The 25,515-nt window shown below is 65.6% G+C and carries 20 protein-coding genes; 9 read left to right on the top strand and 11 right to left on the bottom strand.

Going from position 1 to position 25,515, the window contains the following annotated elements; all coding sequences use genetic code 11:
• Window positions 1–29 precede the first annotated feature (29 nt).
• The 3 genes from G6R19_RS12930 (at window position 30) to G6R19_RS12920 (ending at window position 2,725) form a co-directional block, all read left to right on the top strand.
• Entirely contained in the window at window positions 30–1,091 is a 1,062-nt protein-coding gene (locus G6R19_RS12930; RefSeq protein ID WP_205484405.1) for an adenosine deaminase, read from the top strand.
• A gap of 262 nt (window positions 1,092–1,353) precedes the next feature.
• Window positions 1,354–2,286: a glycosidase gene (locus G6R19_RS12925; RefSeq protein WP_163165537.1), complete on the top strand. Its 933-nt coding sequence runs from the start codon at window positions 1,354–1,356 to the stop codon at window positions 2,284–2,286.
• Between the two features lie 124 nt (window positions 2,287–2,410).
• Complete coding sequence (locus G6R19_RS12920; RefSeq protein ID WP_163165535.1) at window positions 2,411–2,725, top strand: acylphosphatase; 315 nt, start codon at window positions 2,411–2,413, stop codon at window positions 2,723–2,725.
• 74 nt (window positions 2,726–2,799) lie between these two features.
• Here the strand turns inward: G6R19_RS12920 and G6R19_RS12915 are convergent, their stop codons facing one another.
• From G6R19_RS12915 to G6R19_RS12905, 3 genes are all read right to left on the bottom strand, one after another.
• Window positions 2,800–6,417 (bottom strand): TM0106 family RecB-like putative nuclease, encoded by a 3,618-nt coding sequence (locus tag G6R19_RS12915; protein ID WP_163165533.1) that lies wholly within the window; start codon window positions 6,415–6,417, stop codon window positions 2,800–2,802.
• Between the two features lie 100 nt (window positions 6,418–6,517).
• Complete coding sequence (locus G6R19_RS12910) at window positions 6,518–7,717, bottom strand: TerC family protein (protein ID WP_163165531.1); 1,200 nt, start codon at window positions 7,715–7,717, stop codon at window positions 6,518–6,520.
• Window positions 7,718–7,769: 52 nt separating this feature from the next.
• Window positions 7,770–9,485, bottom strand: a complete 1,716-nt coding sequence (locus G6R19_RS12905; protein ID WP_163165529.1) for an ATP-dependent DNA helicase RecQ — start codon at window positions 9,483–9,485, stop codon at window positions 7,770–7,772.
• A gap of 254 nt (window positions 9,486–9,739) precedes the next feature.
• Between G6R19_RS12905 and G6R19_RS12900 the strand changes: the two genes are divergently transcribed.
• Window positions 9,740–12,067, top strand: a complete 2,328-nt coding sequence (locus tag G6R19_RS12900) for an FdhF/YdeP family oxidoreductase (RefSeq protein WP_163165527.1) — start codon at window positions 9,740–9,742, stop codon at window positions 12,065–12,067.
• Window positions 12,068–12,121: 54 nt separating this feature from the next.
• Here G6R19_RS12900 and G6R19_RS12895 read toward each other — a convergent pair whose 3' ends face one another.
• A complete protein-coding gene (locus tag G6R19_RS12895) occupies window positions 12,122–12,451 on the bottom strand; it encodes a DUF6457 domain-containing protein (RefSeq protein ID WP_163165525.1) in 330 nt (109 codons plus the stop codon).
• Window positions 12,452–12,771: 320 nt separating this feature from the next.
• Here G6R19_RS12895 and fdhA point away from each other — a divergent pair, with 320 nt between their 5' ends.
• The 5 genes from fdhA to G6R19_RS12870 all read left to right on the top strand — a co-directional run bounded on the left by fdhA (window position 12,772) and on the right by G6R19_RS12870 (window position 17,171).
• Window positions 12,772–13,989 (top strand): formaldehyde dehydrogenase, glutathione-independent, encoded by a 1,218-nt coding sequence (gene fdhA, locus G6R19_RS12890; protein WP_163165523.1) that lies wholly within the window; start codon window positions 12,772–12,774, stop codon window positions 13,987–13,989.
• A gap of 112 nt (window positions 13,990–14,101) precedes the next feature.
• Window positions 14,102–14,452, top strand: coding sequence for a GNAT family N-acetyltransferase (locus G6R19_RS12885; RefSeq protein WP_163165521.1), 351 nt, complete (start codon window positions 14,102–14,104; stop codon window positions 14,450–14,452).
• A 116-nt stretch (window positions 14,453–14,568) separates the two neighbouring features.
• Entirely contained in the window at window positions 14,569–15,492 is a 924-nt protein-coding gene (locus G6R19_RS12880) for a serine hydrolase (protein ID WP_163165520.1), read from the top strand.
• A gap of 46 nt (window positions 15,493–15,538) precedes the next feature.
• Window positions 15,539–16,900, top strand: a complete 1,362-nt coding sequence (locus G6R19_RS12875) for an MFS transporter (RefSeq protein WP_240341871.1) — start codon at window positions 15,539–15,541, stop codon at window positions 16,898–16,900.
• Between the two features lie 55 nt (window positions 16,901–16,955).
• Window positions 16,956–17,171 carry a hypothetical protein gene (locus tag G6R19_RS12870; RefSeq protein WP_163165516.1) on the top strand — a complete coding sequence of 72 codons (216 nt, stop codon included), beginning with the start codon at window positions 16,956–16,958 and terminating at the stop codon, window positions 17,169–17,171.
• Between the two features lie 33 nt (window positions 17,172–17,204).
• Here the strand turns inward: G6R19_RS12870 and G6R19_RS12865 are convergent, their stop codons facing one another.
• From G6R19_RS12865 to G6R19_RS12835, 7 genes are all read right to left on the bottom strand, one after another.
• Window positions 17,205–18,854 (bottom strand): alpha-amylase family glycosyl hydrolase, encoded by a 1,650-nt coding sequence (locus G6R19_RS12865; RefSeq protein WP_163165514.1) that lies wholly within the window; start codon window positions 18,852–18,854, stop codon window positions 17,205–17,207.
• Complete coding sequence (locus G6R19_RS12860) at window positions 18,851–19,771, bottom strand: carbohydrate ABC transporter permease (RefSeq protein WP_240341870.1); 921 nt, start codon at window positions 19,769–19,771, stop codon at window positions 18,851–18,853. The genes G6R19_RS12865 and G6R19_RS12860 overlap by 4 nt, the downstream gene beginning before the upstream one ends.
• Entirely contained in the window at window positions 19,768–20,817 is a 1,050-nt protein-coding gene (locus G6R19_RS12855; protein ID WP_240341869.1) for a sugar ABC transporter permease, read from the bottom strand. Before G6R19_RS12855 ends, G6R19_RS12860 begins: the two co-directional genes overlap by 4 nt.
• The gene (locus G6R19_RS12850) at window positions 20,814–22,130 is read right to left on the bottom strand and encodes an ABC transporter substrate-binding protein (protein WP_163165512.1); all 1,317 of its coding nucleotides are present in this window, start codon (window positions 22,128–22,130) and stop codon (window positions 20,814–20,816) included. The genes G6R19_RS12855 and G6R19_RS12850 overlap by 4 nt, the downstream gene beginning before the upstream one ends.
• Window positions 22,131–22,239: 109 nt before the next feature.
• The gene (locus tag G6R19_RS12845; protein ID WP_163165510.1) at window positions 22,240–23,232 is read right to left on the bottom strand and encodes a substrate-binding domain-containing protein; all 993 of its coding nucleotides are present in this window, start codon (window positions 23,230–23,232) and stop codon (window positions 22,240–22,242) included.
• Window positions 23,233–23,420: 188 nt separating this feature from the next.
• Entirely contained in the window at window positions 23,421–24,173 is a 753-nt protein-coding gene (locus G6R19_RS12840; RefSeq protein ID WP_163165508.1) for a metalloregulator ArsR/SmtB family transcription factor, read from the bottom strand.
• A gap of 43 nt (window positions 24,174–24,216) precedes the next feature.
• Entirely contained in the window at window positions 24,217–25,452 is a 1,236-nt protein-coding gene (locus G6R19_RS12835; RefSeq protein ID WP_240341868.1) for a mechanosensitive ion channel domain-containing protein, read from the bottom strand.
• Between the last annotated feature and the right edge of the window lie 63 nt (window positions 25,453–25,515).

Genomic DNA, 25,515 nt, shown 5'->3' with positions numbered 1-25,515 from the left:
AATCCGGTGCAGGGCATTATCCTGACCGGATGGAAAACTTTGCGGCCGGTACAGCCGCGCCTGAAACCGAACCCGTTGCAATTGAGCCTGAGGTCCCTGGCAGGCTCCTTCCGGTGGCGGAACTGCACCTCCACATTGAGGGGACGCTCCAGCCGGAGTTGATCTTCGCGTTGGCGGAGCGGAATGGCATCGTGTTGCCCTACAGCGGGCTGGACGAACTTCGCGAAAAGTACGAGTTCACGGACCTGCAGTCGTTCCTTGACCTGTATTACGCCAACATGGCGGTACTGCAGACGGAGGAAGACTTCGCGGACATGACCTACGCCTACCTTGAGCGGGCCGCTGCTGCCGGCGTGCGGCATGCCGAAATAATGATGGACCCCCAGGCCCACCTCTCCCGCGGTATCCCGTTGAAAACCTGCGTCAACGGCGTCGCATCGGTGCTGGCGACGTCCGAGGAGGACTTCGGAATCTCCACCCTGCTGATCGCCGCCTTCCTGCGGGACCTCCCGGAGGAGTCAGCGCTGGAAGTCTTGGGCGAACTGTTGGCCATGAATGCCCCCATTGGTGCGATCGGGCTGGACTCGGCGGAGGTGGGCAATCCGCCGTCGAAGTTTGAGCGGCTTTACGACAAGGCGCGCGAAGCGGGCCTGCGGCTGACCGCCCACGCGGGCGAGGAGGGACCGGCGTCGTACATTATTGAAGCCCTGGACATCCTCGGAGTGGAGCGGATTGACCACGGCATTCGCTGCATGGACGATCCGGACCTCGTGGAGCGCCTCGTTGACGCCCGGATCCCGCTGACGGTGTGCCCGCTCTCGAACGTGCGGCTGCGCGCCGTGGACACCCTTGCCGACCACCCGCTGCCCGCAATGCTCGCGGCGGGGCTCAATGTGTCGGTCAACTCGGATGATCCCGCCTACTTCGGCGGCTACGTGGACGACAACTTCGCCCAGCTGGAAACGGTGTTCGAGCTCTCTGATTTCGACAAAGCCCGGCTTGCCGCAAACTCCATCCATTCGTCCTTCGCTTCGGAGGAGCGGAAGGCGGAGCTGCTGGAGGAATTGAACGGCGGCGAAGTAATGCACTGACGCCTGCTGTGTCTCACGCAACGTCCCTGCCCTGATACCGCTAAACTTGGTGCCGCAGGCGTATCTGGGACGGTGCGGAGTGGCACTCATGCCAGCGCTCAGGGGTTGTGCAGTCAGCCCTATACCCGATACTCCAGACTCACTTGTTGGAATGTCCGCTTCATAGTCGGTCACGACACGCAGAGTTAACCATTTCAAGTCGCGCGATTTAACGGGCAGTTGGCATGATGCCTAAGACCGATCGCTTTATAAAAGGGGAATCATGGCCAAGTCCACCGCAGAGAACACCTTCCTTCGACTCAAGACCGTGCTGGATGTCCTGACCGAAGGCGTGTGGTCCGGTGAGGCACTGAACGCGGGCCAGGTCCTCGCCGAGGCTACCGCCCGGGTGCCGTTCAACGACCACGAGCGCGAGCTGCTCAGCGGCGGCATTCCCCGCGGCCACAAGACGCTGACGTCAGCCACCGCCAAGCTGGTCAAGGCCGGCTGGCTGGTCAAGGGCCGCTCCGGTTGGACCATCACCGAAGACGGCATGCGCGCCACGGTGGCGTTCCCGGATCCGGTGTCCTTCGCCTCCGCGCTCGACGCCGGCACCCCCGTTCCTGCCGAGACCCCGGTTCCCACGGCTCCCGCAGGATTCGTCCGCCCGACCTTCGCAACCGCCGAAACCACGGCGCCGGTGGCGACCGCCGCCGCGACGGAGCCCAAGAAAACAGCGAAGAAGACTCCTGCCAAGAAGGCCGCTGCAGCCGTGGGCAAGGCAGCCAAGGTGCTCGAGGACGCCGTCGAGCCCGTTGTAAAGGCTGTGCGCAAGGGCAAGGCTCCGGCCAAGACCACTGAGGACGCAGCACCTGCTGCTGTCGGTTCCTTCGAGGACCCGGACGTCGAGACGCACCCGCAGCCCGAAGCGGTAGCCGTCGCCGGCGATTTCAATACCATCCTTGGTGCACCCGAGAACTGGGCTCCGCAGTACGACGAAGCGCAGATGGAGTTCGACTTCCTGGACCAGCTCTGGAAGAAGAGCGCCGAACTGCCGGCCGGCCACTACACCTTCAAGATCGCCCTGAACCGGTCCTGGGACGAGAACTACGGCGCGTTCGGCACGTTCGACGGTCCCAACCACGAGCTGCACCACGACGGCGGCACGGTCACCATCCGTTACGACCACCGCACCCGCGACATCACCATCAACTAAGCGCCGCCGCCCGCCCAACTGGGTAGCGCGATGTGTCGTTATGGAGCGTCAAACCGACACTTAGCGCTACTTGGTTGGGATCGGACGGCGCCAAACAGTTGGTGGGCTAGCTGAGGGAGGCACCATGGCCAGGCACGAAGGTTCCTCTTCCGATCCGTCGGATGCTGAGGCCGTGCGGCTCACTGCCCGCGTTTTCGGCGTCGTTCAGGGGGTTGGCTTCCGCTTCTGGACCATGGGCAAGGCGGAGGAGCTGGGCCTCACCGGTGAGGTGAAGAACCTCGCCGACGGTTCGGTGGCCCTGGTGGCCGAGGGGCCCCAATGGAACATCCACGAGCTCCGTGCGTGGCTGAACTCCGATGCCACGCCCGGCCGGGTGGAGCGCGTAGAGGACTCGCTGTCACCGGCTGAAGGCAGCTTCCGCAGTTTCAGGGCCCGCTGAGCGGCCACCTGCAGGCTTGGCAGTCGCTCGCGGCATTTGCCTCAAACCGCGGCCCCCCTCAACCCGAGGCCCCCTCACTCCCGCGGGCTGAGACCGATGAAGGCACCGAGCTCCTCCAACGCGGCGGGCCGGTGCGGCATGTAGCTGGTGAGTCCGGGGGAGCGGATGATGACAGCCCGCCACTGCCCGCGCGATGCCGCCACGTTGATCCGGTTCCTGTTCAGCAGGAACTCCGCCCCGCGGGGCGCCTCGCTGACGGCCGAACACGCCATCGAAACCAGCACCACCGGTGCCTCCTGGCCCTGGAACTTGTCCACTGTCCCCACCCGGACCCCGGTCAGGCCTTCCTCTTCGAGGAATTTCCGGATCAGGTGGACCTGCGCGTTGTACGCGGCCACCACCAAGAGGTCTTCCTGTCCAAGCGGCCGTGACTCTGCATCCGCACCGGGAGTCCACTTCAGCCCAAGATGCCGCCGCGCCTGGCGCACCACCTCGGCGGCTTCCTCCTTCGACGCGGTGGTGTTGCCAGTGTGGTTGACGAAGACAGTCTCAACCCCTGCAGGCAGTCCCTCAAGTTGGCGCTGCGAAGCCGCAGGGGCGGCGTGGAGTTTCCCGTCGTAGCTCAACCGGGAGACTGCACGGCACAAATCCGGGTGCATCCGCCAGCTGTCGGCCAGGAAATAACCAAGGTTGGCAGGTAGGGTGGCGTGCCCTGCGGCGAGCCAGCCCAAAGCCGATTCGTCCACCGGCTCCGGGTGCGCGCCCTGCGAGACCTGCGGCAGCTGCTGCGGATCGCCGAGCAGGAGGAGCCGTTTGGCCGCGCGGGAGACAGCCAGCGTGTTGGCAAGTGAGAACTGCCCCGCCTCGTCAATGACCAGCAGATCCAGGGAGCCGGCAGGAACTTCCTTGCCCGTCATGGTCCAGGCGGTGCCGCCTACGAGGCAGCCGCCGGGAGAAGCCAACAGCCTGGCGACGTCACCATCTGCGGACGACTTCCATGGAACGTCGTGCGGCGACGCAAGCTTCTTGGCCACCAGAGCCGGATCCACGCCGCCGGTTTTGATGGCGCAGCAGAGCAGGTTTTCGACCACGTTATGCGACTGGCCTACAACCCCGATCTTCCAGCCTTCACTAATGAGCCGGCCGATGACGTGGGCACCGACGTACGTCTTTCCCGTCCCGGGCGGTCCCTGGACGGCAAGGTAGGAACGGTCGAGGTCCCGGACGGAATCGGTGATCGCGGCGGCGTAATCGGCGGAACAGTCCGGCCCGTGCGTGACCTCGACTGGCCGCTGGAGGGTGCGGAAACGAGGGGGCTGTTTCCGCAGGATGTCCAGTCCCGGCTGGGCAGGCAGGTGCGGCACGGAAGCGCCGACGCAGCCGGCGATTTCCGCGATGGCAGCTTCGATGCTGGCGGTGGCCAGGGGTTGGTCCTCCGTGAGGGCAACGGGAAGGTGCGGGTAGGCGGCAACCTTGCCGGACTCACGCTCGGCGATGGTGATGATTGTGTGCTCAGGGTTGTCCGGTGCCGGCCCAACCTCGCTGATCCTGGTCCCGAAGGTGAACGCCCGGGTGCCGGGAGCGGCGTCGGGATCGGCCATGCCGTCCGGCGGCGGTGCATCATAGAGCCGGCACCAGCTGGAGTCCGCTCGAAAATCCGATCCCTCCGTCATGGTGCCATGAAGCCGCAGTATCCGGGTACGCATCCGTTCCCGGGGCTTGGCAAGGGCCCAGTCGGACGTCACTTCCGCCGAAGACACCACAAACACGTTCCGCTGGTCGGACCAGTTCTCGATCGGCGCTTCCACCCGGTCGAAGTGCTGCCACCAGAACTGCTTGCGTTCGCGGCGGTGATATCCAGTAGCGGCGGCCACCATGGCGATGGCGCGTTCGTCGTCCGTCCAGGGGCGGTTGTCCGGCAGCCCGGCGAGATATTCGCGCAGCCTGGACTCCTCGGCAATTTCTTCCGCGGCCGCCGGGCGTTCCGCCGGTGCGGCCTCGGGGCGTCGTCCCACTTCTTCTGCTTCCGGGGCTGCACCCGGAGCCGGCTGCCCGGCAACCTCCAGGAGCCAATCCCGCAGCCGGAGTGTGGAAAGGCAGTCGTACTGGTTGTAGTCCGAGATCGAGGTGAGGATCTTTTCCGCCTCTGCGTCGTTCCCCGCATCCCGGGTTGCACAGTAAGCGGCGTAGGCGACGACGGAGGCCCCGGCGTCCTTGACGTCCCCGGAGCGCAGATTGCTCCCCATGTACAGCGGTTCGAGTTTTTTGATGGAGTACGACGCTTCGGAAATGCGCAGGGACTGCCGGACCGTGGCGTAAAGGTCCACGAGCAGGCCTTCCCGGAGCCAGGCGTCCACAGTGTCCTCGCCGGCCTGGTGGGCAAGGGAGAGGTTCCGGAGCGCCGTCTTTTCGTAGGCGGCGTAGTGGTAGACGTGCATGTCCGGGTAGCGTGCCCGCCGTTCCTCCACGTATTCCAGGAAGTCCAGGAAGGCGCGCCGCTCCTCAGAGCGGGAGTGGGCCCAGAAGGGGCGGAAAACAGGGCTGCCGGGATTGCCCGGAACCGGAGCCTCAATGACTCCGAACAGGTATTCAATGCCCCAAGCTCCGGTGGCAGGGTCCTGCCAGAGGGGGTCGCCCTCGAAGTCGAAAAAGATATCGCCAGGGCTGGGATCGGGAAGGGGCCCGATGGTGTTCTCGGGCAGCACCGTGAACGAGACCGTATGCGGCTGGCCGTCCTTCGTGAAGGTCCGGGATCCGGTCGGGGCGTCCAGGCCCAGCTGCATCCGGGCCTGTGCCCGCAGCCGGACCACCGAATTTCTGGCTTCCTCGGCGGGCATGGCCGCCAATTGGTCGATGGTATGGATGCCTACAGCATTCAGCTTCCTGCGCTGCACCACGGACATCCCGGCCACCATCAGCAGGTCCCGGTGGACCTGCACCTGCTCGGCGCAGTAGTCGCACCGGCCGCAGTGGACGATTCCCCGCTGCTGCCACTGCACGGCGGCATCGGTGGCCCGGTGCCTGCCCGTCAACTCGCGGAACCGGCGTCGCCGTTCCCGGAAAACAGGCAGCAAGTCCGGAAGGGAGTGGCTGCTGCGGAGCCAGTCGTCGCCCACGCGGGTGCCGAGCACCAGGGTGACTGTTGGGGAGGGCTCGAGTCCCATCCCAAGAAGCTGGTCCCCGTACGCCGCCAGCTGCAGCAGGGCGCCCACTTTGGCGTGCCGGGCCAGCTTGGTGTCCCAGACTTCATAACGCCCCGGGCTGCCGGTGCCGGCGGCTTCGTTGACGAGGAAGTCCGCGTACCCGAGGAATTCGCCGTCGAAGAAGGTGGCCTGGAAAACGACGTCGGCCCCGGAGCGGAGGGCGAGCTCCGTTTCGGCGTGCTTTGCCTGCAGGTCCCCGCGTAGGTTCTGCCCTCGCTCCAGGGAGTAAACGCCCGCAGCCCGGCTGGCATCCCATTCTCCGTACTTGGCGATCAGGCTGGCCAGGACGGTTTGCTCGTGCCTGTCACCAAGCTCGCCGGCACGGACCTGCATCTCGTCAGCCGCAAATTCCGCCTTAGGCGTGCGGCCCAGCTTTTCGTCCAGGATCCGGAGCGTGCGGTACTCACATTCGCTGGCCGACACCAGGTCGCTGGCGGAAAACACCAGGTCCGGCGGCGCGCCGGCCTCTGCAGCTTCGAGCAAAAACACGGGGCCTCCCCATCGACAGCCGGGCTGTGATCATAAGCCTAAGGAAGGTTCCCCGGGCTATGACTCCAACCTAGCAAGGGGCCCTGACAATACGGCCGGGTCAGCCCTTTGCGTCCGCGCGCACCTGGGCTTTGTCGTGCTCGATGTGGGCCTTCCGCAGCAGGTCCAGGAACTCGGTCTCATTGCGGATGAGCTTCTTGTACTTCTCGGGAAGGCTGCGGATCTGGTCCTCTTCCCGGCACATCTTTGCGAAGATCTTGTCCCGCTCCACCATGTCCGTCTCGTAGTTGAGGTCCAGGTACTCGTTGGCGTGGCGCTTCGCGCCGGACACAGCGTTCTTGGCCTTGCCCTTGGGGCTGAAGATGGAGGCCAGGACCGTGACCACCAGGACGCCGAGGATCACGCTCAGGGAGACCTGGGTGCTGACTTCCACCACGTTGACGTGTTGGCCGTCGTTGATGAACGGAAGCGTGTTCTCGTGGAGGGCGTGCAGGATGAGCTTCACGCCGATGAAGCCAAGGATTGCTGCCAGGCCATAGGAGAGGAAGATCAGCCGGTCCAGCAGGCCGTCGATCAGGAAGAACAGCTGCCGCAGGCCCATCAGGGAGAAAGCGGTGGCCGTGAAGACGATAAACACGTTCTGGGTCAGGCCGAAGATCGCGGGAATGGAATCAAGGGCAAAAAGAATGTCGGTGCCACCGATGGCCACCATTACCAGCAGCATTGGCGTGAGGACGCGCTTGCCGTTCTCCATGGTGAACAGCTTGTCGCCGTCGTAGTGTTCCGAGGCCGGAAGGAACTTCTTGGCGAGTCGGACCACCAGGCCTTCGGACTCGTCGTCGTGGGCGTTGGGACGGAGCAGGTTGCCGGCGGTGACGAGCAGGATGAGCCCGAAGATGTAGAACACCCAGGCGAAGCTGTTGATCAGCGCGGCGCCCAAAAAGATGAACGCGGTGCGGGCGATCAGCGAGAAGACGATGCCGAACAGCAGTACCTTCTGCTGGTCCGCACGCGGCACCTTGAAGCTGGCCATGATGATGAGGAACACAAACAGGTTGTCGATGGACAGTGCCTTCTCCGTCACGTATCCGGCGAAGTACTCCGTGCCCATGGTGGGCCCGCCGAAAACCAGCACACCCAGCCCGAACAGCAGCGCGATACCCACATAGATGGCGGACCAGGTGGCGGATTCCTTGAGCGACGGCGTGTGGGCCTTCCGCACGTGGAAAAAGAAGTCGAAGGCCAGCAGGCCAACAATTCCGGCAATGGTCAGGGTCCAGACATAAGAAGGTACTTCCACGCGGCGGGCCTTTCGTCGGGGTGTCCTTCCAGCGTACCTAAGCCGGCAGCACCTAAGCGGGCTTCAGGAGTTCGTGCTCCACGACGGCGGTACGGGACAGGGTCTTGTATCCCTCCTGCTCGAAAAGGACGGTGATGACGTCGTCCTCATGCCGCATCACCAGCCCCGGACCCCACTCCTTGTGGACTACAGAGGACTGGAGCGGGAACGGGTCCCCCGCACCTGGTGCCGCCTGTTCCGCGGACTCCGGGCCGCCGTCGTCGTGACTCCCTGTTCCCGAGGCAGGAGCATGGGCAGGAGCATCCGCACGGCTGGCAGCATCCGCGCAGGCGTCGCAGTTGCCGCACGGTTCCGGCAGGTCCTCGCCGAAGTAGCCCAGCAGGAACTGCCGCCGGCAGCTGTCCGTCTCCGCGTAGGCGCGCATCATGGTGAGCCGCGACTGGTCCACCCGCTGTCTGGCCTCGGCAAGCTCGACGGCGCGGTCCACCAGGGAGGGCAGTTTGGCCTTGGAGGTGAGGCGGATGCCGCGCTTGCCGGTGGTGACCGCGCCGGTCTCCTCCAGTTGGTTAACCAGTCCGGTGATGCGCCGGACGGGGAAGCCGGTGAGCTCCGCCAGGGAGGTTTTCGGCGCGGGTCCGCCTGCAGACTTGAGGACTTTCAACACCGCCAGCAGCGAGTCCGGATCGGGGGAGTGGGTGCCGAAGAACTTGCGCAGTCCAAGGTCCTCGGCACGGTAGTGCAGCACCGCGGAAGCGGGGTCACCGTCACGGCCCGCCCTGCCGATCTCCTGGTAGTACGCGTCCAAGGACTCAGGGATGTCCGCGTGGACCACGAACCGCACGTTGGGTTTATCAATGCCCATACCGAAGGCGGTTGTGGCGACCACGACGTCCAGCTGGTCGTCCAGGAACTGCTCATGGATGCGTTCGCGGTCTCCTGCGGATCGGCCCGCGTGGTACGCCTCCGCACGCAGCCCTTCCTTGTCGAGCTTCGCGGCGTACTTCTCTGTGTCCTTGCGGGTGGCGGCGTACAGCAGCCCCTGTCCGTCGCCCCGGGCCAGCGCCGCAACCTGCTCCAGCACGGCCTTGCGCTTGCCCTTGTCCTCCTGGTGGCGGACCACATCGAGGGAGATATTTGGCCGGTCGAAGCCGTGGACCAGGACCAGCGGGTCCTTCATGCCCAGCCGCTCCGCGATCTCGTCCCGCACAGGAGGCGAGGCAGTGGCGGTCAGGGCAGCCACGGGCGGGTTGCCCAGCCGTTCACGGACGTTGCCGAGGTTGAGGTAGTCGGGCCGGAAGTCGTGGCCCCATGAGGAAACACAGTGGGCTTCGTCCACCACGAACATGGAGATGCCCAGTTTGGCGATGCGGTCCACCGTTTCCTGTTTGGCCAGCTGCTCGGGCGCGAGGAACAGGAAAGTGGCTTCGCCCGCCTCAGCCGCCTGCCAGGCGGCCTCCACCTCGCCATCGCTGCGGGCGGAATTGACGGCGACGGCGGCCCCGTCGCCCAGCTCGTCGGCCAGCCCGTCCAGCTGGTCCTCCTGCAGGGCAATGAGCGGGGAAACCACGACGGCGGGGTGTCCCGTTGTGTTGTGAAGGTGCCGGGCGGCCACTTGGTAGATGGCGGATTTCCCGTAGCCGGTGGGCATCACGGCCAGGACATCGCGGCCTTCAACGAGGGCGCGGATTCCGTCCAGCTGGCCGTCGCGCAGGTGGGGCAGGGAAAAGGAGGACGCCGCAAGGGCGCTGAGGGCAAGATCGTCGGACATTTGGGAGCGGCTCCGCACAGTGGGTCCTGCGGCCGCTTGCTTCAGCCGAGGTATCAAGCCTAGCGCGGGCCGGGACCGGCGTCGTCCTGGTCCATCTGCCACGTGGACAAGCCCGCACTCCGGTTCTTTCCCGTTGTCCACATACGGGGCGCCCCATCCTTGACTTCCCAGCCACCCTGAACAACTGTGGAAGGAACTGGTCCGCCGGCAGAAGCTGTGAAGTTTTGGGCCAGGACAAGCAAGGAGTGTGCAGCGTGACGCGCGAAAACCCGAAGGTCGAAGAAGCCGACGAGTCCGAGCTTGAGGTGACCGGACACCCCAAGTCCTGGGCCGCCGGAGTGCCCGGCGTCTACTACTCGATGCAGCCTGCGCTGAAGCACATGGGCGTGGACAGGACGCGGAAAACCCTGCTGGCGCTGAACCAGAAGGACGGCTTCGACTGCATGAGCTGTGCGTGGCCGGACCCGGGCCACCGCAAGACGTTCGAATTCTGTGAGAACGGTGCCAAGGCAGTCACCTGGGAAGCCACCCCGGTGGTGGTCAGCTCGGAGTTCTGGGCGGAGCATCCGGTCAGCGAGCTCAGGGAGCGGTCCGAGTACTGGCTGGGCATGCAGGGCCGGCTCACCGAACCCGTGTACAAAGCCGCGGGCGAGGACCATTACAAGCCCGTCAGCTGGAATGAAGCGTTAAGCATCATTGCGGACAAACTGAAGTCTTTGCCGAGCCCTGACCAGGCAGCGTTTTACACGAGCGGCCGGACCTCCAACGAGGCTGCCTTCCTGTACCAGCTGTTCATCCGCGGGTACGGCACCAACAACCTGCCGGACTGCTCCAATATGTGCCACGAGTCCTCCGGCTGGGCCATGGGCCAGACCATTGGCGTGGGCAAGGCAACGGTTTCCTATAACGACTACGCCAAAGCCGACCTGATCATCATCATGGGCCAGAACCCCGGCACCAACCATCCACGGATGCTCACCGCGCTGGAAGAAGCCAAAGAAGCGGGGGCCAGCATCGTGGCCGTCAATCCGCTGCCCGAGGCGGGGCTGATGCGCTACAAGAACCCGCAGCGGGTGAAGGGAATCATCGGCCGCGGTACCGACCTGGCTGACCAGTTCCTCCAGATCCGGATTGGCGGGGACATGGCGCTGCTGCAGGCCGTATCCAAACGGGTCCTGGATGCCGAGGCCGCTGCGCCGGGGACGGTGCTGGACCACGCCTTCCTCGAGGAACACTGCCTCGGGCTCGAGGAACTTCGGGCGCACCTTGCCACGCTGGATGAAGCAGCCGTCCTTGAGGCCACCGGGCTGCGCTCCGAGGAGATCGACGAACTGGCTGACCGCTACCTGCGGGCGGAAAAGGTGATCATCACCTGGGCCATGGGCATTACCCAGCACAAAAAAGCTGTGGCCACCATCAAAGAGATGATCAACCTGCTGCTGCTCCGCGGGAACATCGGCAAACCCGGTGCCGGCGCCTCACCCATCCGCGGCCACAGCAACGTCCAGGGGGACCGCACCATGGGCATCTGGGAGCAGATGCCGCCGGCGTTCCTGGACGCGCTGGGCAAGGAATTCAGCTTCGAACCGCCGCGGGAACACGGCGCGGACGCGGTGGAAACCATCCGCCAGATGCGCGACGGCGGCATCAAGGTGTTCATCGCCCTGGGCGGTAACTTCGTGGGCGCCATGTCGGACACCCATGCGGCGGAAGCGGCGATGGAAAACACCGAGCTTTCAGTCCAGATCTCCACCAAGCTCAACCACTCCCACGCCGTTACCGGCGCCGCGGCCTTGATCCTGCCAACCCTCGGGCGCACTGAGATCGACCGGCAGGAGTCCGGTCCGCAGTTCGTCTCGGTGGAGGACACAGTGTGCGCCGTTCACGCCTCCCACGGCACGGTGGAGCCGGTGGCGCCGGGGCTGCTCTCCGAGGTGGCCATCGTCTGCCGGCTGGCACAGCGGGTGCTCGGGGACCGGGTTGCGGCCGACTGGGCCGGCTTCGAGAAGAACTACGACCTGATCCGGGAGCACATCTCCCACGTGGTGGTGGGCTGCGAGGACTACAACCGGAAGATCCGGCAGGAGGGCGGCTTCGTCCTGCCCAACGGGCCCCGCGACTCACGCACGTTCAACACCCCCACCGGCAAGGCCATGCTCACGGTGAACGAACTTGAGCACGTGGAACGGCCCGCGGGCACGCTGATCCTGCAGAGCATGCGCTCGCACGACCAGTTCAACACCACCATCTACGGCCACAACGACCGCTACCGGGGCATCAAGAAGGGCCGCGAGGTGGTGTTTGTGAACCCTGCGGACCTGGTGGAGCTGGGGCTTGAGGACGGGCAGCACGTAGACGTCCGCGGTGTATACCCGGACAACGTGGAGCGGGTCCTTCGCAACTACCGGGTGGTGTCCTACCCGTCCGCGCGCGGCTGCGCGGCTGCCTACTACCCTGAGGCGAATGTCCTGGTGCCGCTGGAGAGCGTGGCCGAGGGCAGCCAAACGCCGGTATCCAAGGCCGTGATCGTCCGGCTGGAACCCGTTCCGGTACTTGAAGAGGAGCCGACGGCGGCGGGATAGCTACTGCTCTGTGCCTAGCTACTTCGCGGTGTCTGTCTACTGGGCTGTGTCCGCCTACTGCGCCGTGTCGGCCCAGCCCTTGCTGGCGGGGCCGCCGTCGTGCCCGTCGTCGCAGAGCCCGAAAGCGACGCTGGCAGCCCTGGCCACCGCCGCGCTGGAGGCCTCCCGGGTCCCTGCGCTGCCGGTACCGGCTTCCAGCCCGGCGGCATAGCCCACCAGGAAGGTGGTGACCGGGGCGGCGGGGTGGATTATCGAGTCCGCTGACCGGCGGGCCAGGTCAAGGAGTAACTCGTTGTCCACGTCCAGATCCAGAATTTGCAGCGCCTGGGCAAGCCGGTTGCTCCACTGGTCCAGTACCCGTGCTTCTTCGTCACTGACTGCCATGGTTCGCTCCTGTCGTGAGTATCGGGCCAGCTGCTGAGTGGCTGCTTTCCGGTGCCGACACTACAAGGCTTCGCAACGGAAGTCATGGGGTCCCTAAAACCCCTAATCCCAAACAGGGTAGATCTCCCTCCCGGCTGGCTCTGGAACTGCCATCAAGCCCCGCCTAGACTGGCCGAACCTCAGGCCAGGAGCGTCAGCAGCGATCACTTGGCACCAAAGAAGGCGCCAGATTGATCAGGCCGGGCCCTGCCTGCAGGGGTACTACACCTACCCAAAACTACGGCCGCCCCACCGGGCCGGCCTGACTTCAGGAGAAACAGATGACAGGGAACAGAGCCGTTGCCTACAAAGCGCCAGGCAAGGTTGAACTTATTGACATCGACTATCCCAGCTTTGAATTGAAAGACGGGCCGGGCGTGAATCCGGCGAACGTGGGGCGGGCCGTCAACCATGGCGTGATCCTCAAGACCGTGGCCACAAACATCTGCGGATCCGACCAGCACATGGTGCGCGGACGCACCACCGCACCGCCCAATCTGGTGCTGGGCCACGAGATCACCGGCGAGGTGGTGGAAGTGGGCCGCGACGTCGAGTTCATCAAAGTCGGAGACCTTTGTTCGGTGCCGTTCAACATTGCCTGCGGCAGATGCCGGAACTGCAAGGAACGCAAGACCGGCATCTGCCTGAACGTGAACCCTGACCGCCCGGGCAGCGCCTACGGATACGTGGACATGGGCGGCTGGGTGGGCGGCCAGGCCAACTATGTGTTGGTGCCGTACGCCGACTGGAACCTGCTGAAGTTCCCGGACAAGGACCGGGCGATGGAGAAAATCCTGGACCTCGCCATGCTTTCGGACATTTTTCCCACCGGGTACCACGGCGCGGTCAGCGCCGGGGTGGGTGTCGGTTCCACCGTGTACGTGGCAGGAGCGGGCCCGGTTGGCCTCGCAGCGGCCACCAGCGCGCAGTTGCTGGGCGCCGCCGTCGTGATTGTTGGTGACCTCAACGAGGACCGGCTGGCGCAGGCCCGGAGCTTCGGTTGCGAAACGGTGGACCTCACCAAGGGTGGCCCGGCGGAGCAGATCGAGCAGATCCTCGGCGTACCGGAAGTGGACTGCGGTGTGGACGCCGTCGGCTTCGAGGCCAGGGGACACGGCCACGGAAAGGACGCAGAGGAGGCGCCGGCCACGGTACTGAACTCGCTGATGGACATCACCGCGGCGGGCGGCGCCCTGGGCATCCCAGGCCTCTACGTCACCGGTGACCCGGGCGGGATTGACGAGGCCGCCAAGAAGGGCGCGCTGAGCCTCAGCCTGGGCACCGGCTGGGCCAAGTCGTTGAGCTTCACCACGGGCCAATGCCCGGTGATGAAGTACAACCGGCAACTGATGATGGCCATCCTGCATGACAGGGTGAGCATCGCCAAGAACGTTAACGCCAAGCCCATCACCCTGGATGAGGCGCCCAAGGGCTACGCGGAATTCGACGCCGGCGCAGCCACGAAGTACGTCCTCAACCCGAACGGTTACCTGAGCTAAGGCGTCACGGCGGGCGGTGGTCCAGCCGGGAAAATCAATGCGGAAATAAGGGCTGCCCTGCCCGGGTTAGGCTTTGCAAGGGCAGCAACGTAACCGCATTGAAGGAGTTCCCTTGAGCCAGATCACCGTCCGCCACAACCCCGACCGCCAGCGCTTCGAAATCCTCGACGCCGGCAACGTGATCGGCAAGGCAGCCTACAAGGATTACGACGGCGGCGCCTCACCCCAGCGGATTTTCTACCACACCGTGATCAACGAGGAATACGGCGGCCAGGGCCTCGCAGGCCAGCTCGCCACGGCGGCCCTGGATGAAACCGTGGGCGCCGGGCGGGGCATCGTTCCCGTGTGCCCCTACATCAAAAAGTTCCTGACAAAACACCCGGAGTATGACGGCAATACGGTGCGCACCGCTCCAGCCCACCTCGAGTTCCTGGACACGGCACTCTCGGCACGCGCCCGCTGACGGGTCTCGGACGTTCAGGCAACTCCCAAGCTCGTGTGATTTAATCAGCAGCCTTAGCATCGGTGTGCGCTGGGCACCCGATGTGATTTTATGATCATCCGAGTTGCAGGAGTTCTATGTCGGCGGACCCAGCGCTGCGCCCGGCGGGGCGTCACTTCAGAGCGTCCCGGAAAGGGCGAAGAGTTCTGCTGCTGGCGCTGTTGTTCTCTGCCGTCGCGCTGGTCATTGGGGCCAGTCTTGTCTTCGCAGCCGTCCGGTCCGGGCCGTTGGCGGGCGCAGCCGGTCCAGTCCCCGCCGCTGTTCCGGAAGCCCCCGTGGCTGTGGCCCCCGATGCCCTCGAGGACCGCATCAATTCCGTCCTGGAGGAGAACGACGACTACAGGATCGGGCTGGCTTTGGCGGACGTGTCCGGAGATGCGGCGCTGACCTTCGGCGACCAGGAAGCTTTTACGGCCGCCAGCACCGCGAAGATCATCACGGCGGCGGCGTACTACCACCAGGTTGAAAACGGCGAGGCCGCGTTGGATGAGCCGTTAGGGGACTACGACGCGGCGTTCCAACTCGAAGCCATGGTGAACGAAAGCAACAACGATTCGTGGCTGCTGCTGATGGACGCAGTGGGCTACCCGCAGCTCACTGAATATGCCGCCTCCATCGGCGTCGCCTACGATCCCGAGGAGAATCTGCTGACTCCTGCGGAAATGGCACTGGTCCTCAAGCGGCTCTACGCCGGGGACCTGCTGAACGCGGAGAACACCGCCCAGTTGCTCGGCTACATGCAGGACACCAATAACGAGGAACTGATTCCAGCCGGGTCGCAGGCCGGCGTCGAGGTGTTTCATAAGTACGGGGAATTTGGCGGCGAACTTCACGACGCGGCGGTCCTGACGTACCGCGGCTCCTCGTTTGTGCTGGTGGTCTACACCGAGAATCCCGGGGGCAGTCGAGAGCCGGGGCAGGCTGACGTCATCCGCGAGCTCACGGGCCTGGTTGAAGAGTCGCTGTTCCCGCCCGTGCAGCCCGGCGGCCAGGCGCGTTAGGTCATCAAAGTCGCGCATGCCGGTTCGGGTGCACCAGACTGTTTCCGTGAGCAACAAACCCCGGACTGCCCTGGCCGTCGCCGGCCTCAGCCTGGGCACGGCACTGAACCCCCTCAACTCCTCGATGATCGCTGTGGCCCTGGTGGTGCTCCGCGCAGACTTCGGGCTCGACGTCGCCGCCGTCACCTGGGTGGTCACCTCGTTCTACCTCGCCTCGGCGGCCGGGCAGCCGGTAATGGGCCGGCTGGCCGACAGGTTCGGACCGCGCCGGATGTTCATGCTGGGTATGGCACTGGTTGCCGTCACCTGCGCGCTGGCGCCGCTCGCACCGAACTTCGCCCTGCTCTGCGTGGCGCGGGCCGTGATGGCTCTGGGCACGGCCACCGCTTATCCCAGCGCGGTGGTGATGGTGGGAGCCGTTGCGCACCGGGCAAAGGTGGATTCCGCGCGCCCGCTGGGCCGGCTCCAGATGGCCAACACTTCGGCGGCGGCCGTGGGCCCGGTGGTGGGCGGCCTGCTGGTCAGCTTTGTGGGTTGGGAAGCGCTGTTCCTGATCAACGTGCCTCTGGCGCTGGCCGCGTTGCTGATCGTCAGGCAGGCGGCGCCGCACGATGAGACGCGGGAACGAGGCAGCGTCGCCGAACTTGTCAGGGACTCGGACATCCCGGGAATCCTGGGGTTCGTGTCCGCCCTGCTCCTGGTGATGATGGCTGCGCTGAACGTGGCGCCCGGCTACCGCTGGTGGATGCTGGCCGCCGGAACTGTGATCGGTGCGCTGTTCGCCTGGCGCGAGCTGCGGTTCAACCGGCCCTTCCTGGACCTGCGGCTGCTGGGCCGCAACCGGCCGCTGATGCTGGTCTACTTGGGCTTCGCAGTGTTCAGCAGCGTCTACTACTTTGTGTTCTTCGGCCTGCCCCAGCTGCTGCAGGAAGCGGGCGGCTACGATCCCGGCGTCGTTGGCCTGCTGATGCTGCCGCTGGCCACGATGTCGGTGGTCGCCACGCCGTGGGCAGTCAGGGCGATGGGAAGGTTCGGCGTGCGGCGGGTGCTGATTGCCGGCGTCGTGCTCCTGGCCGCGGCGGCCGCGCTTATGTGGCTGCTGACCGGCACGCTCGTGATCCCGCTGGTGGCGGTGCTGACTGCCCTGATGGGCGTCCCCTACGGAACTGTAAGTATTGCCACGAACCAGGGCATGTTTGTCTCCACCCGGCCTCAGGAACGCGGTGTCGCGGCAGGCATCTACCAAACTTGCCGGTATGTTGGCGCCATCACCGCCACCGTGATGATCGGCGTTTTCGCGGCCGGTGGCGTGGACCAGGAAAGCTGGGCACGCATGGTGCTGGCCATGCTGGTCCTGTGCCTGGTGACGTTCGGTGTGTTCCTGCTGTGGCGGCAGCGCGCGGAATAAGGCCGGGCCTGGAGGGTCCGGGACGGGCTGCCGGCGCGGGGTTTATCGTGGAGCTATGGACAATCCAAAGGTGCAGCTGTACTTGGATATCACGGCGAAAGGCCTGTGCATTCTCGGTGCCGCGCTGATGATCTTCGGCCGGGGCGGCTGGTTCTACGTGGGCGTTGCCACCGTGGTCCTGGGTGTGCTGTTCATCGGCGGGTCGCTGGTGGCCACACGCAACCTGCGGCGCAGGGGATGGGACGGCACCAACCGGCCGCCGGCCGGATAGTGCGCCCACCCCCTTCAGCAAGGTCCCAGCCTGCTAGTCCCGCCGGATCCACACGGCGTTGTCGGGCTGCAGCCAGCCGTCTTCCGCCAGCGGAAACGCGCTGAAAAGTACGACGCCGGCGGGCAGCTTCACGCGTTCGGCCCCCATCGCGAGGGCCACCAGGAAGCCGGGGCTGCGCTCGCAGAGCAGCAGGGTCCCCTCCTCCACCCGCCAGGTCCCGCCGTCGTCCGCGGTGAACACTCCTTCATCCCAGAGCCGGCGGCGGAGGGCGATGGCCTGCGTTGCCAGATGAAGCACGGAATGCGGGTCCTGCTGTTGGCGCTCGACGGCGTAATCGCCCCAGCCTTCAGGGACCGGCAGCCATGGGCCGGCAGCCTCCCGCTCCGAGAACCCGTGTGTGAGGCTTGGATTTTCCGCCCAGGGAAGCGGGACACGCGCGCCGTCGCGGGTGACGCCGCCGCGAGCCCACATCGGGTCCACGCGGGAGTCCACCGGGACGTCTACCTCGGGAAGCCCGAGCTCTTGGCCTTGGTAGATGTAGGCGGAGCCGGGGAGGCCCAGGAGTGCCACAAGCGCCGCGCGTGCGCGCCGCGCCCCCAGTCGGCCGCCGCCGAAGCGGGTGGCGGAGCGGACGATGTCATGGTTCTCCAAAGCCCAGGTGGGGGCCGCGCCGTGAAGCGTGCGGGCGGCCTCAAGCTCGGTGCCCACTGCCGCCCACGCCACCGCGTCCCAGCCAAGCCGGACAAAGGCGAACGCAAAGGCCTGGTGCATTTCGTCGCCGCGGGTGTAGCGGGCGGCACGGGAAGGCTCAAGGTTCACTTCGCCCACCAGCAGGCGCTGCGGCTGGTACTGCTCCGCGAGCCGGCGCCAGCGGCGGTACACCTCGTGCACCTCCTCCTGGTCCGAGACCAGCGGGTTGGACCGCAGCCCGTCCACCACAGGGCTGGCAGAGGGGGCATCTGGCAGCCCCTCGGCCTTGAAAAGTGCATGGGCGACGTCGATCCGGAGGCCGTCCACGCCCTTGTCGAACCAGAAGCGAAGGACGTCTTCGAAGTAGTCACCCACCTCCGGGTTTCGCCAGTTCCAGTCCGGCTGGCCGGCGGAGAACAGGTGGAGGTACCACTCCGTGTCCGTGTCCGAATCTGGAGTTGCACGGGACCAGGCCTGGCCGCCAAAGACGCTTTGCCAGTTATTGGGCGGCAGGTCGCTGGGAGATTCCGGCCCGGAACTGCGGCCCTCCACAAAGTGGAACAACTCCCGCTCCCGGGAACCGGGTCCTGCCGCGAGGGCCTGCTGGAACAGCGGATGCTCGGACGAGCAATGGTTGGGCACCACGTCCAGCAGGATGCGCAGCCCCAGCGAGTGCGCCAGTTCCAGGAGGCGGTCGAAATCCTCCATGGTGCCGAAGAGCGGGTCCACGCCGCAGTAATCGCTGACGTCGTAGCCCTGGTCCACCTGCGGCGAGGGCTGGAAGGGCGTCATCCAGATCCCGTCCACACCCAGGGACGCGATGTACGGCAGCCGGGCAATCAGCCCGGGCAGGTCGCCCACGCCGTCGCCGTTCCCGTCCGCGAAGGAGCGCGGATACACCTGGTAGATCACGGCTGACTGCCACCACTCGGCGGTGGCCGGGCCCGGGAGGGGAGCGCCGCCGTCGTGCGTTGCAGGCGCCGGAGCACTCATTTGCCCGCCCCCGCAGTGAGGCCTTCAACGATCCGCCGCTGGAAGACCAGCACCATGATCACCAGCGGGACCGTCACGATGACACCGGCGGCCATCTGCTCACCGAACGGTGCCTGGAATTCGGTGGCGCCGGTGAACTTGGAGATGGCCACGGTGGCGGTCTGGACCGCGGGGTCGTTGATCATGGACAGCGCGATGATGAACTCGTTCCAGCTGTGGATGAACGTCAGGATCGCGGTGGTGAACACCCCCGGCGCGGCGAGCGGGAGCAGCACCTTCCGGAACGCCTGCCACTTGGTGCAGCCGTCGATCATGGCAGCCTCTTCGAGATCGAACGGGAGCTGCTTCATGAACGTGGTCAGGTTCCAGACGGCCAGCGGGATGGCGAAGGACAGGTTGGGGATGATCATGGCCTGGTAGGTGTTGATCCAGCCCAGGTCCGTAAAGAACCGCAGCAGGGGCACCACCACCGAGATGCCGGGGAACATCGACGTCGCAATGATAACGCCGAGGATCACCGACTTGAACCGGAAGTTCAGCCTGGAGATCGCGTATGCGGCGAAGATCCCGAGCACCAGCGCGGCCACGGTGGTCACGCCGGCCACGATCAGGCTGTTCAGCAATGCCTGGCCGAACATGGTGGAGCCGTCGAATACCTTGGCGTAGTTCTCGAGGGAGAACGGGGCCGGCAACAGGGTGTTGTCGAAAATGTCGGCGGTGCGGCGCAGGCTGGAGACGATCATCCAGTAGAAAGGAGCCAGGCAGTAAACGAAGATCAGTGCCAGGCCCGCGTAGACCGAATAGGAGCGCCAGGTGCGCTTCTGCTTGGTGTGCAGCAGGGCGTCGGAATCCCCGGAGCCCGAACCCCGCTTGGACGGATCGGAAGCGGCGAGGCCGCGCAGGTCGGTGATGGTCATCGGGTGGCCTCAGCCTTCTGGGTGCGGTTTGCCTTGCGTTCCCGGCGTTTGGCGCCGAGCTGCCGGGCGCCGGTCACATCCGCACCCAGCACCTTCACAAACACAATGGCGACGGCGGCGACATACAGGAACAGGACGACGGCGAAGGCCGACGCCGAGCCGTAGCGGAGCTGGTTGGACTCGTCCCAGGCGAGCATGGACAGGGTCTCCACCGATTCCTTGCCCGGGCCGATCAGGACAAACGGCAGGTCGAACATCCGCAGGGCGTCGAGCATGCGGAACAGGACGGCCACCAGCAGGGTGGGCTTGACCAGCGGCAGGGTGATGGAGCCAAGCTGGCGCCACCAGCCCGCGCCGTCGATCTTCGCTGCCTCGTAGACCTCCTCCGGGATGATCTGCATGCCGGCCAGGACCAGCAGGCCGATGAACGGCGCAGTCTTCCAGACCTCGGCCACGATCACCGCCACCTTGGACGCGGTGCCCTCGGCGGTCCAGAGGATTTCGCTGCCCAGCAGGCTGTTGGCGATGCCGTCCGACTGGAAAATCCACCGCCACAGCAGGCCCGAGACGGCGGTGGGCACGGCCCAGGGGACCAGGATGCTGGCGCGGAGGAAGGACCGGCCCTTGAAGGCACGGTTCATGGCCAGCGCCAGGGCCAGGCCGAGGATGGTCTCCAGCAGCACGGTGGTGACGGTGAAAAACGTGGTGTTGCCGAAGGCGTTCAGGAACCGCTGCCCGGATTCGCCCACGAAGAGGTCCGAATAGTTGGCCAGGCCTACAAAAGCCTCGCCTTCGGTGACGAAGCCGTCCGCGTCCAGGCCGGATTGGGCCCGGTAGAGGGACTGGTGGATGGCCGAGATGAGCGGGTAGGCGATCACCAGGGCCAGGACCAGGAGGGTGGGGGAGAGCAGCAGGGCAGCCATCCGGCCTTCACCGGGTGTCCGTCCGGCGTTCTTGGTGGCGGTCTTGGGTGCGGAGCCGTGCTTGCCCGAGGAACGGCCGGGCGGGCTGCCGGCTTTATGGTCCAGGTTTGCGGCGGTGGTCATTTGGCGGAGAGCTCCTCGAGCTTGGCCTGCATGTCCTTCAGTGCGCTGTCCGTGTCCTTCTCGCCGGTGAGTGCGGCGTAGGCCTCTTCCTGGATGGCCTTGGTGGTGGCGCCGTACTGGACCACCTTGGGGCGGGGCTGGGCGTTTTCGAGGGACTCAAGCAGGGTGGGGAAGAACGGCCGCTTGGCTACCACGGCGGGGTCCTCGTAGAGGGCGGCGTAGGCCGGGGCACGGGAGCTGAGCTCAAGGCGCTTGCGGGCCTGTTCTTCGCTGGTGAAGAACTTGATGAACTCCAGGGCAGTGGCCTTGTTGGGCGTGAACGGGGAGACGGCCAGGTTGCGGCCGCCCAGCGTGGAGACCCCGGTGCTGTCGGTTCCCGGGATGGAGGTGATGCCGAACTTGCCGGCCACCTTGCTGGAACCGTCGGTGGCGCTCAGCGAGGAGTAGAGGAACGGCCAGTTGCGCAGGAACACCACTTTGCCGTCCTGGAACGCCCGGCGGCCCTGCTCTTCGAGGTAGGTGATGGCGTCGGAGGGGAAGAGCCCTTCCTTGAAGCCGTCCACCAGCAGGTTCAGGCCTTCCTTGGCTTCGGGAGTGTCCACGGTGGGTTTGCCCTCGGCGTCCACCACGGTGCCTCCGGCTGAGGCGACGGCCTCGGAGAAGTTCACGGTGAGGGCCTCGTTTTTGTCGAACTGGCCGGCGTAGCAGGACATGCCGGCGGCGTCGGGGAGGGCCAGGACCTTTTCGCAGGCAGCCTTCATTTCGTCCCAGGTCTTGGGCGGGGCGGCAATGCCGGCCGCTGTGAGCAGGTCCTGGCGGAAGTAGAAGAGCGCGCCGTCGGTGTAGTACGGTGCGCCGTACAGGGTGTCGCGGTACTTCGCGGCGTCCACGGTGGCCGGGATCATCTTGTCCGTGGAGATGGCGTCCTCCGGCAACGGCAGGACCCACTTGTTGGCGGCGAACTCGGAGTTCCACACCACGTCCAGGTTCAGGACGCTGAAGGTGTCCGACTTGATCTGTGCGTTCTGGATGAGCTGCTGGCGCTGCTGGTCGGCGGAGTCGGGCAGTTCGATGAACGTGACTTTCTCCTCTGGGTGCGCCGCGTTCCACTCCTCGATGCTCTTGTTCGCGGCACCGGAAGCGTCGCGGGAGGAGACGTAGTTGATGGGGCCCTTGCCTTCGAAGGCCGGGGCGCTCTGCGCGGCCTTTGGTTCCGCACTGGATCCTCCGCAGGCGGTCAGGCCGACGGCGGCGGCCGTCACCAGTGCGGTGGTGGTGATGAGTGTCTGCCAGGTGTGGCGACGCTGCCTCATGTGTTGCTCCTTTGGGTGGGTTCTGGCCTGTTTTCGGGCGCAGGGAATCACGACGACGGCGGCACGGGGAGGTGCCGGCGCTCGCCTTGGGTTGGGGGATGGGTCGGGGTTAGGGCTGGTGGGACGCTGGAGGGGGCGGGGCCGTGGAGCCACGTTCGATGAGTTTGTGCGGCATGATCCGCGGCCCGAGGTCCCGGGAGCGGAGGAGTTTCTTGACCGCCATCCGGCCCATCTCCTCCAGCGGCTGTGCCATGGTGCTCAGCGGCGGATGGACGTGCAGGGCGGTGGAGGTGTTGTCGAAGCCGAGGACGGACACGTCTTCCGGGACGCGGCGGCCCCGTTTCTGGAGTTCGTTCACCACGGCGGCGGCCATTTCGTCACTGACGGCGAAGATGGCTGTGAGGCCGGGGTCCTGTTCCAGCAAGTGGTTAAGGCCGGGCGCGCCGCTCTCATAGAAGAAGCTTCCCGAGGCAGTGACCGGTTCGCACTTGGCCTCGGTCATCGCGCGCAGGTAGCCGCGCTGCCGGGGTTGGGCAACAAAGACCGAGTCCGGATTGCCGGCCAGCAGTCCAATACGGCGGTGGCCCAGTTTCAGCAGGTGACGGGTTGCGTCATATGCTGCCTTTTCGTCGTCGATGGCCACGCTGGGTGAGCCGGACTTGTCGCTGATGGCAACGGAGATCACCGGGATGGCGGGTCCCAGCAGTTGCCGGATTTCGGGCTTGATGACTGCTGATACCAGGATGACGCCGGCAGCCCGGTACGTGCGCAGGGTCCGCAGGTAGCTTGCGATGTAGGCGGACTTGGCGCCGGTGCGGCCCAGCATAACCGCGTAGCCGCGCTCCTGGGCCTCCTCTTCCACGCCCTGCATCACCTGGGAGGCCAGTGCGTCGGACACCATTGGTGCGAGCAGCCCGATGACCGAGGTCTGCCGGGTCTTCAGGCCGCGGGCGAGGGAGTCGGTTTCGTAGCTGAGTTTGCGCACCGCCTCCTCCACGCGCTCGCGGGTCTCTTCCGAGTAGCCCACGAGGCCGTTAACCACCCGGGAGACGGTGGCGGGAGATACGCCGGCGTGCATGGCGACGTCCCTGATGGTGACCACTGGTTCTCCTTGGCTTTACTGCTGTTTATTGGCAGGTACGCAAACGGTTTACGTAAACGGTTACGTGATCTGCCTCAACAACACTAAAGGGGGAGACGCCGGAGGCGTGCCTGTTTCGGAAACGACGGTGGGGGGGGCACCCGGCCGCCTCCCGCCGTCGTCCGTTTCTCAGCTCTGCAGCGAGGGACTTAGGTGTACATCAGCGAGCCGGGTGTGGTGAGTTTCTCGCCGGTTTCCAGCCAGGTTTTCAGGCCGGAGAGGATCATTGGCCAGCCGCCGTAGAGCTGTTCGTTCGCGCCTTCCCGGAGGTCACTGTGGGTAACGGTGAGCCGGCAGGAGTCACCCACGGGTTCGATGTCCCAGGTGACCTTCGAGGTCCCCTCAGCCTTGACGTCCTCGCCCCAGAGGGCGCGCATGGTTTGGACGAGCCGGCGCGGCGGGTCCACTTCCAGGTTCTCGCCTTCACCCAGGGGCGCGCCTGCTTTGACGTTGTTCATGGTGAAGCTGCTGCCTGGGGTCCAGTCCGTTTCGATGGTGTTCCCGAACTGGTACTTGCTGCGGATTTCGCTGTCCGTGATGGCTTCCCAGAGCCGTTCCGGCGTGGTCTTGATGTAGATCTCGAAGATTTTTTCCATGGGACTTTCCAATCTGGATTTGAGGTCGCTGAGGCCAGCGGCCCATGGTTCTGCGTATTTGCTCACCCAGCGGTCGTGGACGAGCCGGATGGGGACCGGATTCAGGAAGTGCAGCTTTTCGCGCCCCCGGCGCCGGGTTACCACCAGCCCGGCTTCCTCCAGGATCCTGAGGTGCTTGGCGATCCCGAACCGGGTCATGTCGAAGCGTCCTTCGAGGGTGCCCAGGGTTTGGCCGTCCTCGCGGAAGAGCTCGTCGAGCAGCTCCCGCCGGGTGGGGTCGGAAAGCGCCTTGAACACGGCATCCATAGGACCAATGATAGGTGACCATATGGTCACCTATCAAGGTCTTTCAGTTTCTGGACGCCAGCGTCTGGTCCCGGTCCTGGAACACATCCTCGCCCGGACCGGTGAAGGCCCGGGAGCGCTGGACGGCTTCGATCGAACCTGTGAAAAGCTGGGACTCCTGCGGCTCAGCGGGAGGCCGCGAGCCCTCGCGGGCAGAGGTTCCCAGCCCGCGCAGTGGCTGGGGACGGTGGGAGGAGGCACCGCCGTCGGACGCTGCCTCGGTCCAGCGCTGCTGGGGAAGGGCCTCGGGATGGCCCCGCTGCAGGAAGCTGACCATGGCCTCGCGGATGAGGCAGCGCAGGTCGAACAGCGCAGCGCTGTCCGCGGCGCTGACGAGGATGCGGACCCGGACGAATCCGCCGGTAGCGTCCGTGATCTGCAGGATGCCCACGCGCTCGTCCCACAGCTCCGTGCCGGCCAGAACGGTGCGCAGTTCGGCGCGCATGTCTTCCACGGGGGCGCGCCAGTCGAGGTCGAACTCCACGGTGCCCATCACCTCGGACTGGCGGCGGGTCCAGTTCTCGAACGGCGTGGTGGTGAAGTAGGTGGAGGGCAGGATGAGGCGGCGGTCGTCCCAGATGTGGACCACCACGTAGGTGAGTGTGATTTCCTCGATCCGGCCCCATTCCTTCTGGACCACTACTACGTCGTCCACGCGGATGGCGTCCGTGAAGGCCAGTTGCATGCCGGCGAAGACGTTCACCAGCGAGGTCTGGGCGGCCAGGCCGGCCACGATCGAGATCACGCCGGCGGAGGCCAGGAGCCCGGCGCCGAGGGCCTGGATGGCCGGGAAGGTCAGCATCACCGAGCCGGCGGCGAGCACCACCACCAGCGCCACCCCGATCCGGCGGGCCAGGATCATCTGGGTCCGCAGCCGCCGTGCACGCCGGTTGTCCGCGACGTCAACGCTGTACCGGCCCAAGACCACCGCTTCGATGATCAGCAGTATTGCCACGGCGAGCCAGGCAAGGGAACCGATGAGGGCAATCAGGAGCAAATGGTCGACGGCGGGAAGCCAGCTTTCGTCCGCGGCTGTCAGTCCCAGCGCGGTACGGACGCCGATCAGGCACAGTGCCAAACGCAACGGCTGCCGGGCCACCCGCGAGGTGGCCTGGAGCTCCGGACGCTTGCGGTTGAGGCGCAGGACGAGCTTGCGCAGCAGCCAGGACAGGACCAGGCCTGCGGCCACTGCCAGCGTGACGGCAATGAGGGGCATGGCGGGATTCAGTAGGTCGTGCATTTATTAACCTGTACCAAGTTCGTGGGGAGGGGTCGAAATTGACTCGGACTTGGGCGTGGTGCG

The organism is Arthrobacter sp. Alg241-R88, assembly GCF_900537115.1.
In the GTDB taxonomy this organism is placed as follows: Bacteria; Actinomycetota; Actinomycetes; order Actinomycetales; family Micrococcaceae; genus Arthrobacter.
The sequence above is the reverse complement of the archived record's forward strand: the minus strand, read 5'-3'. Positions and strand labels throughout refer to the sequence as shown.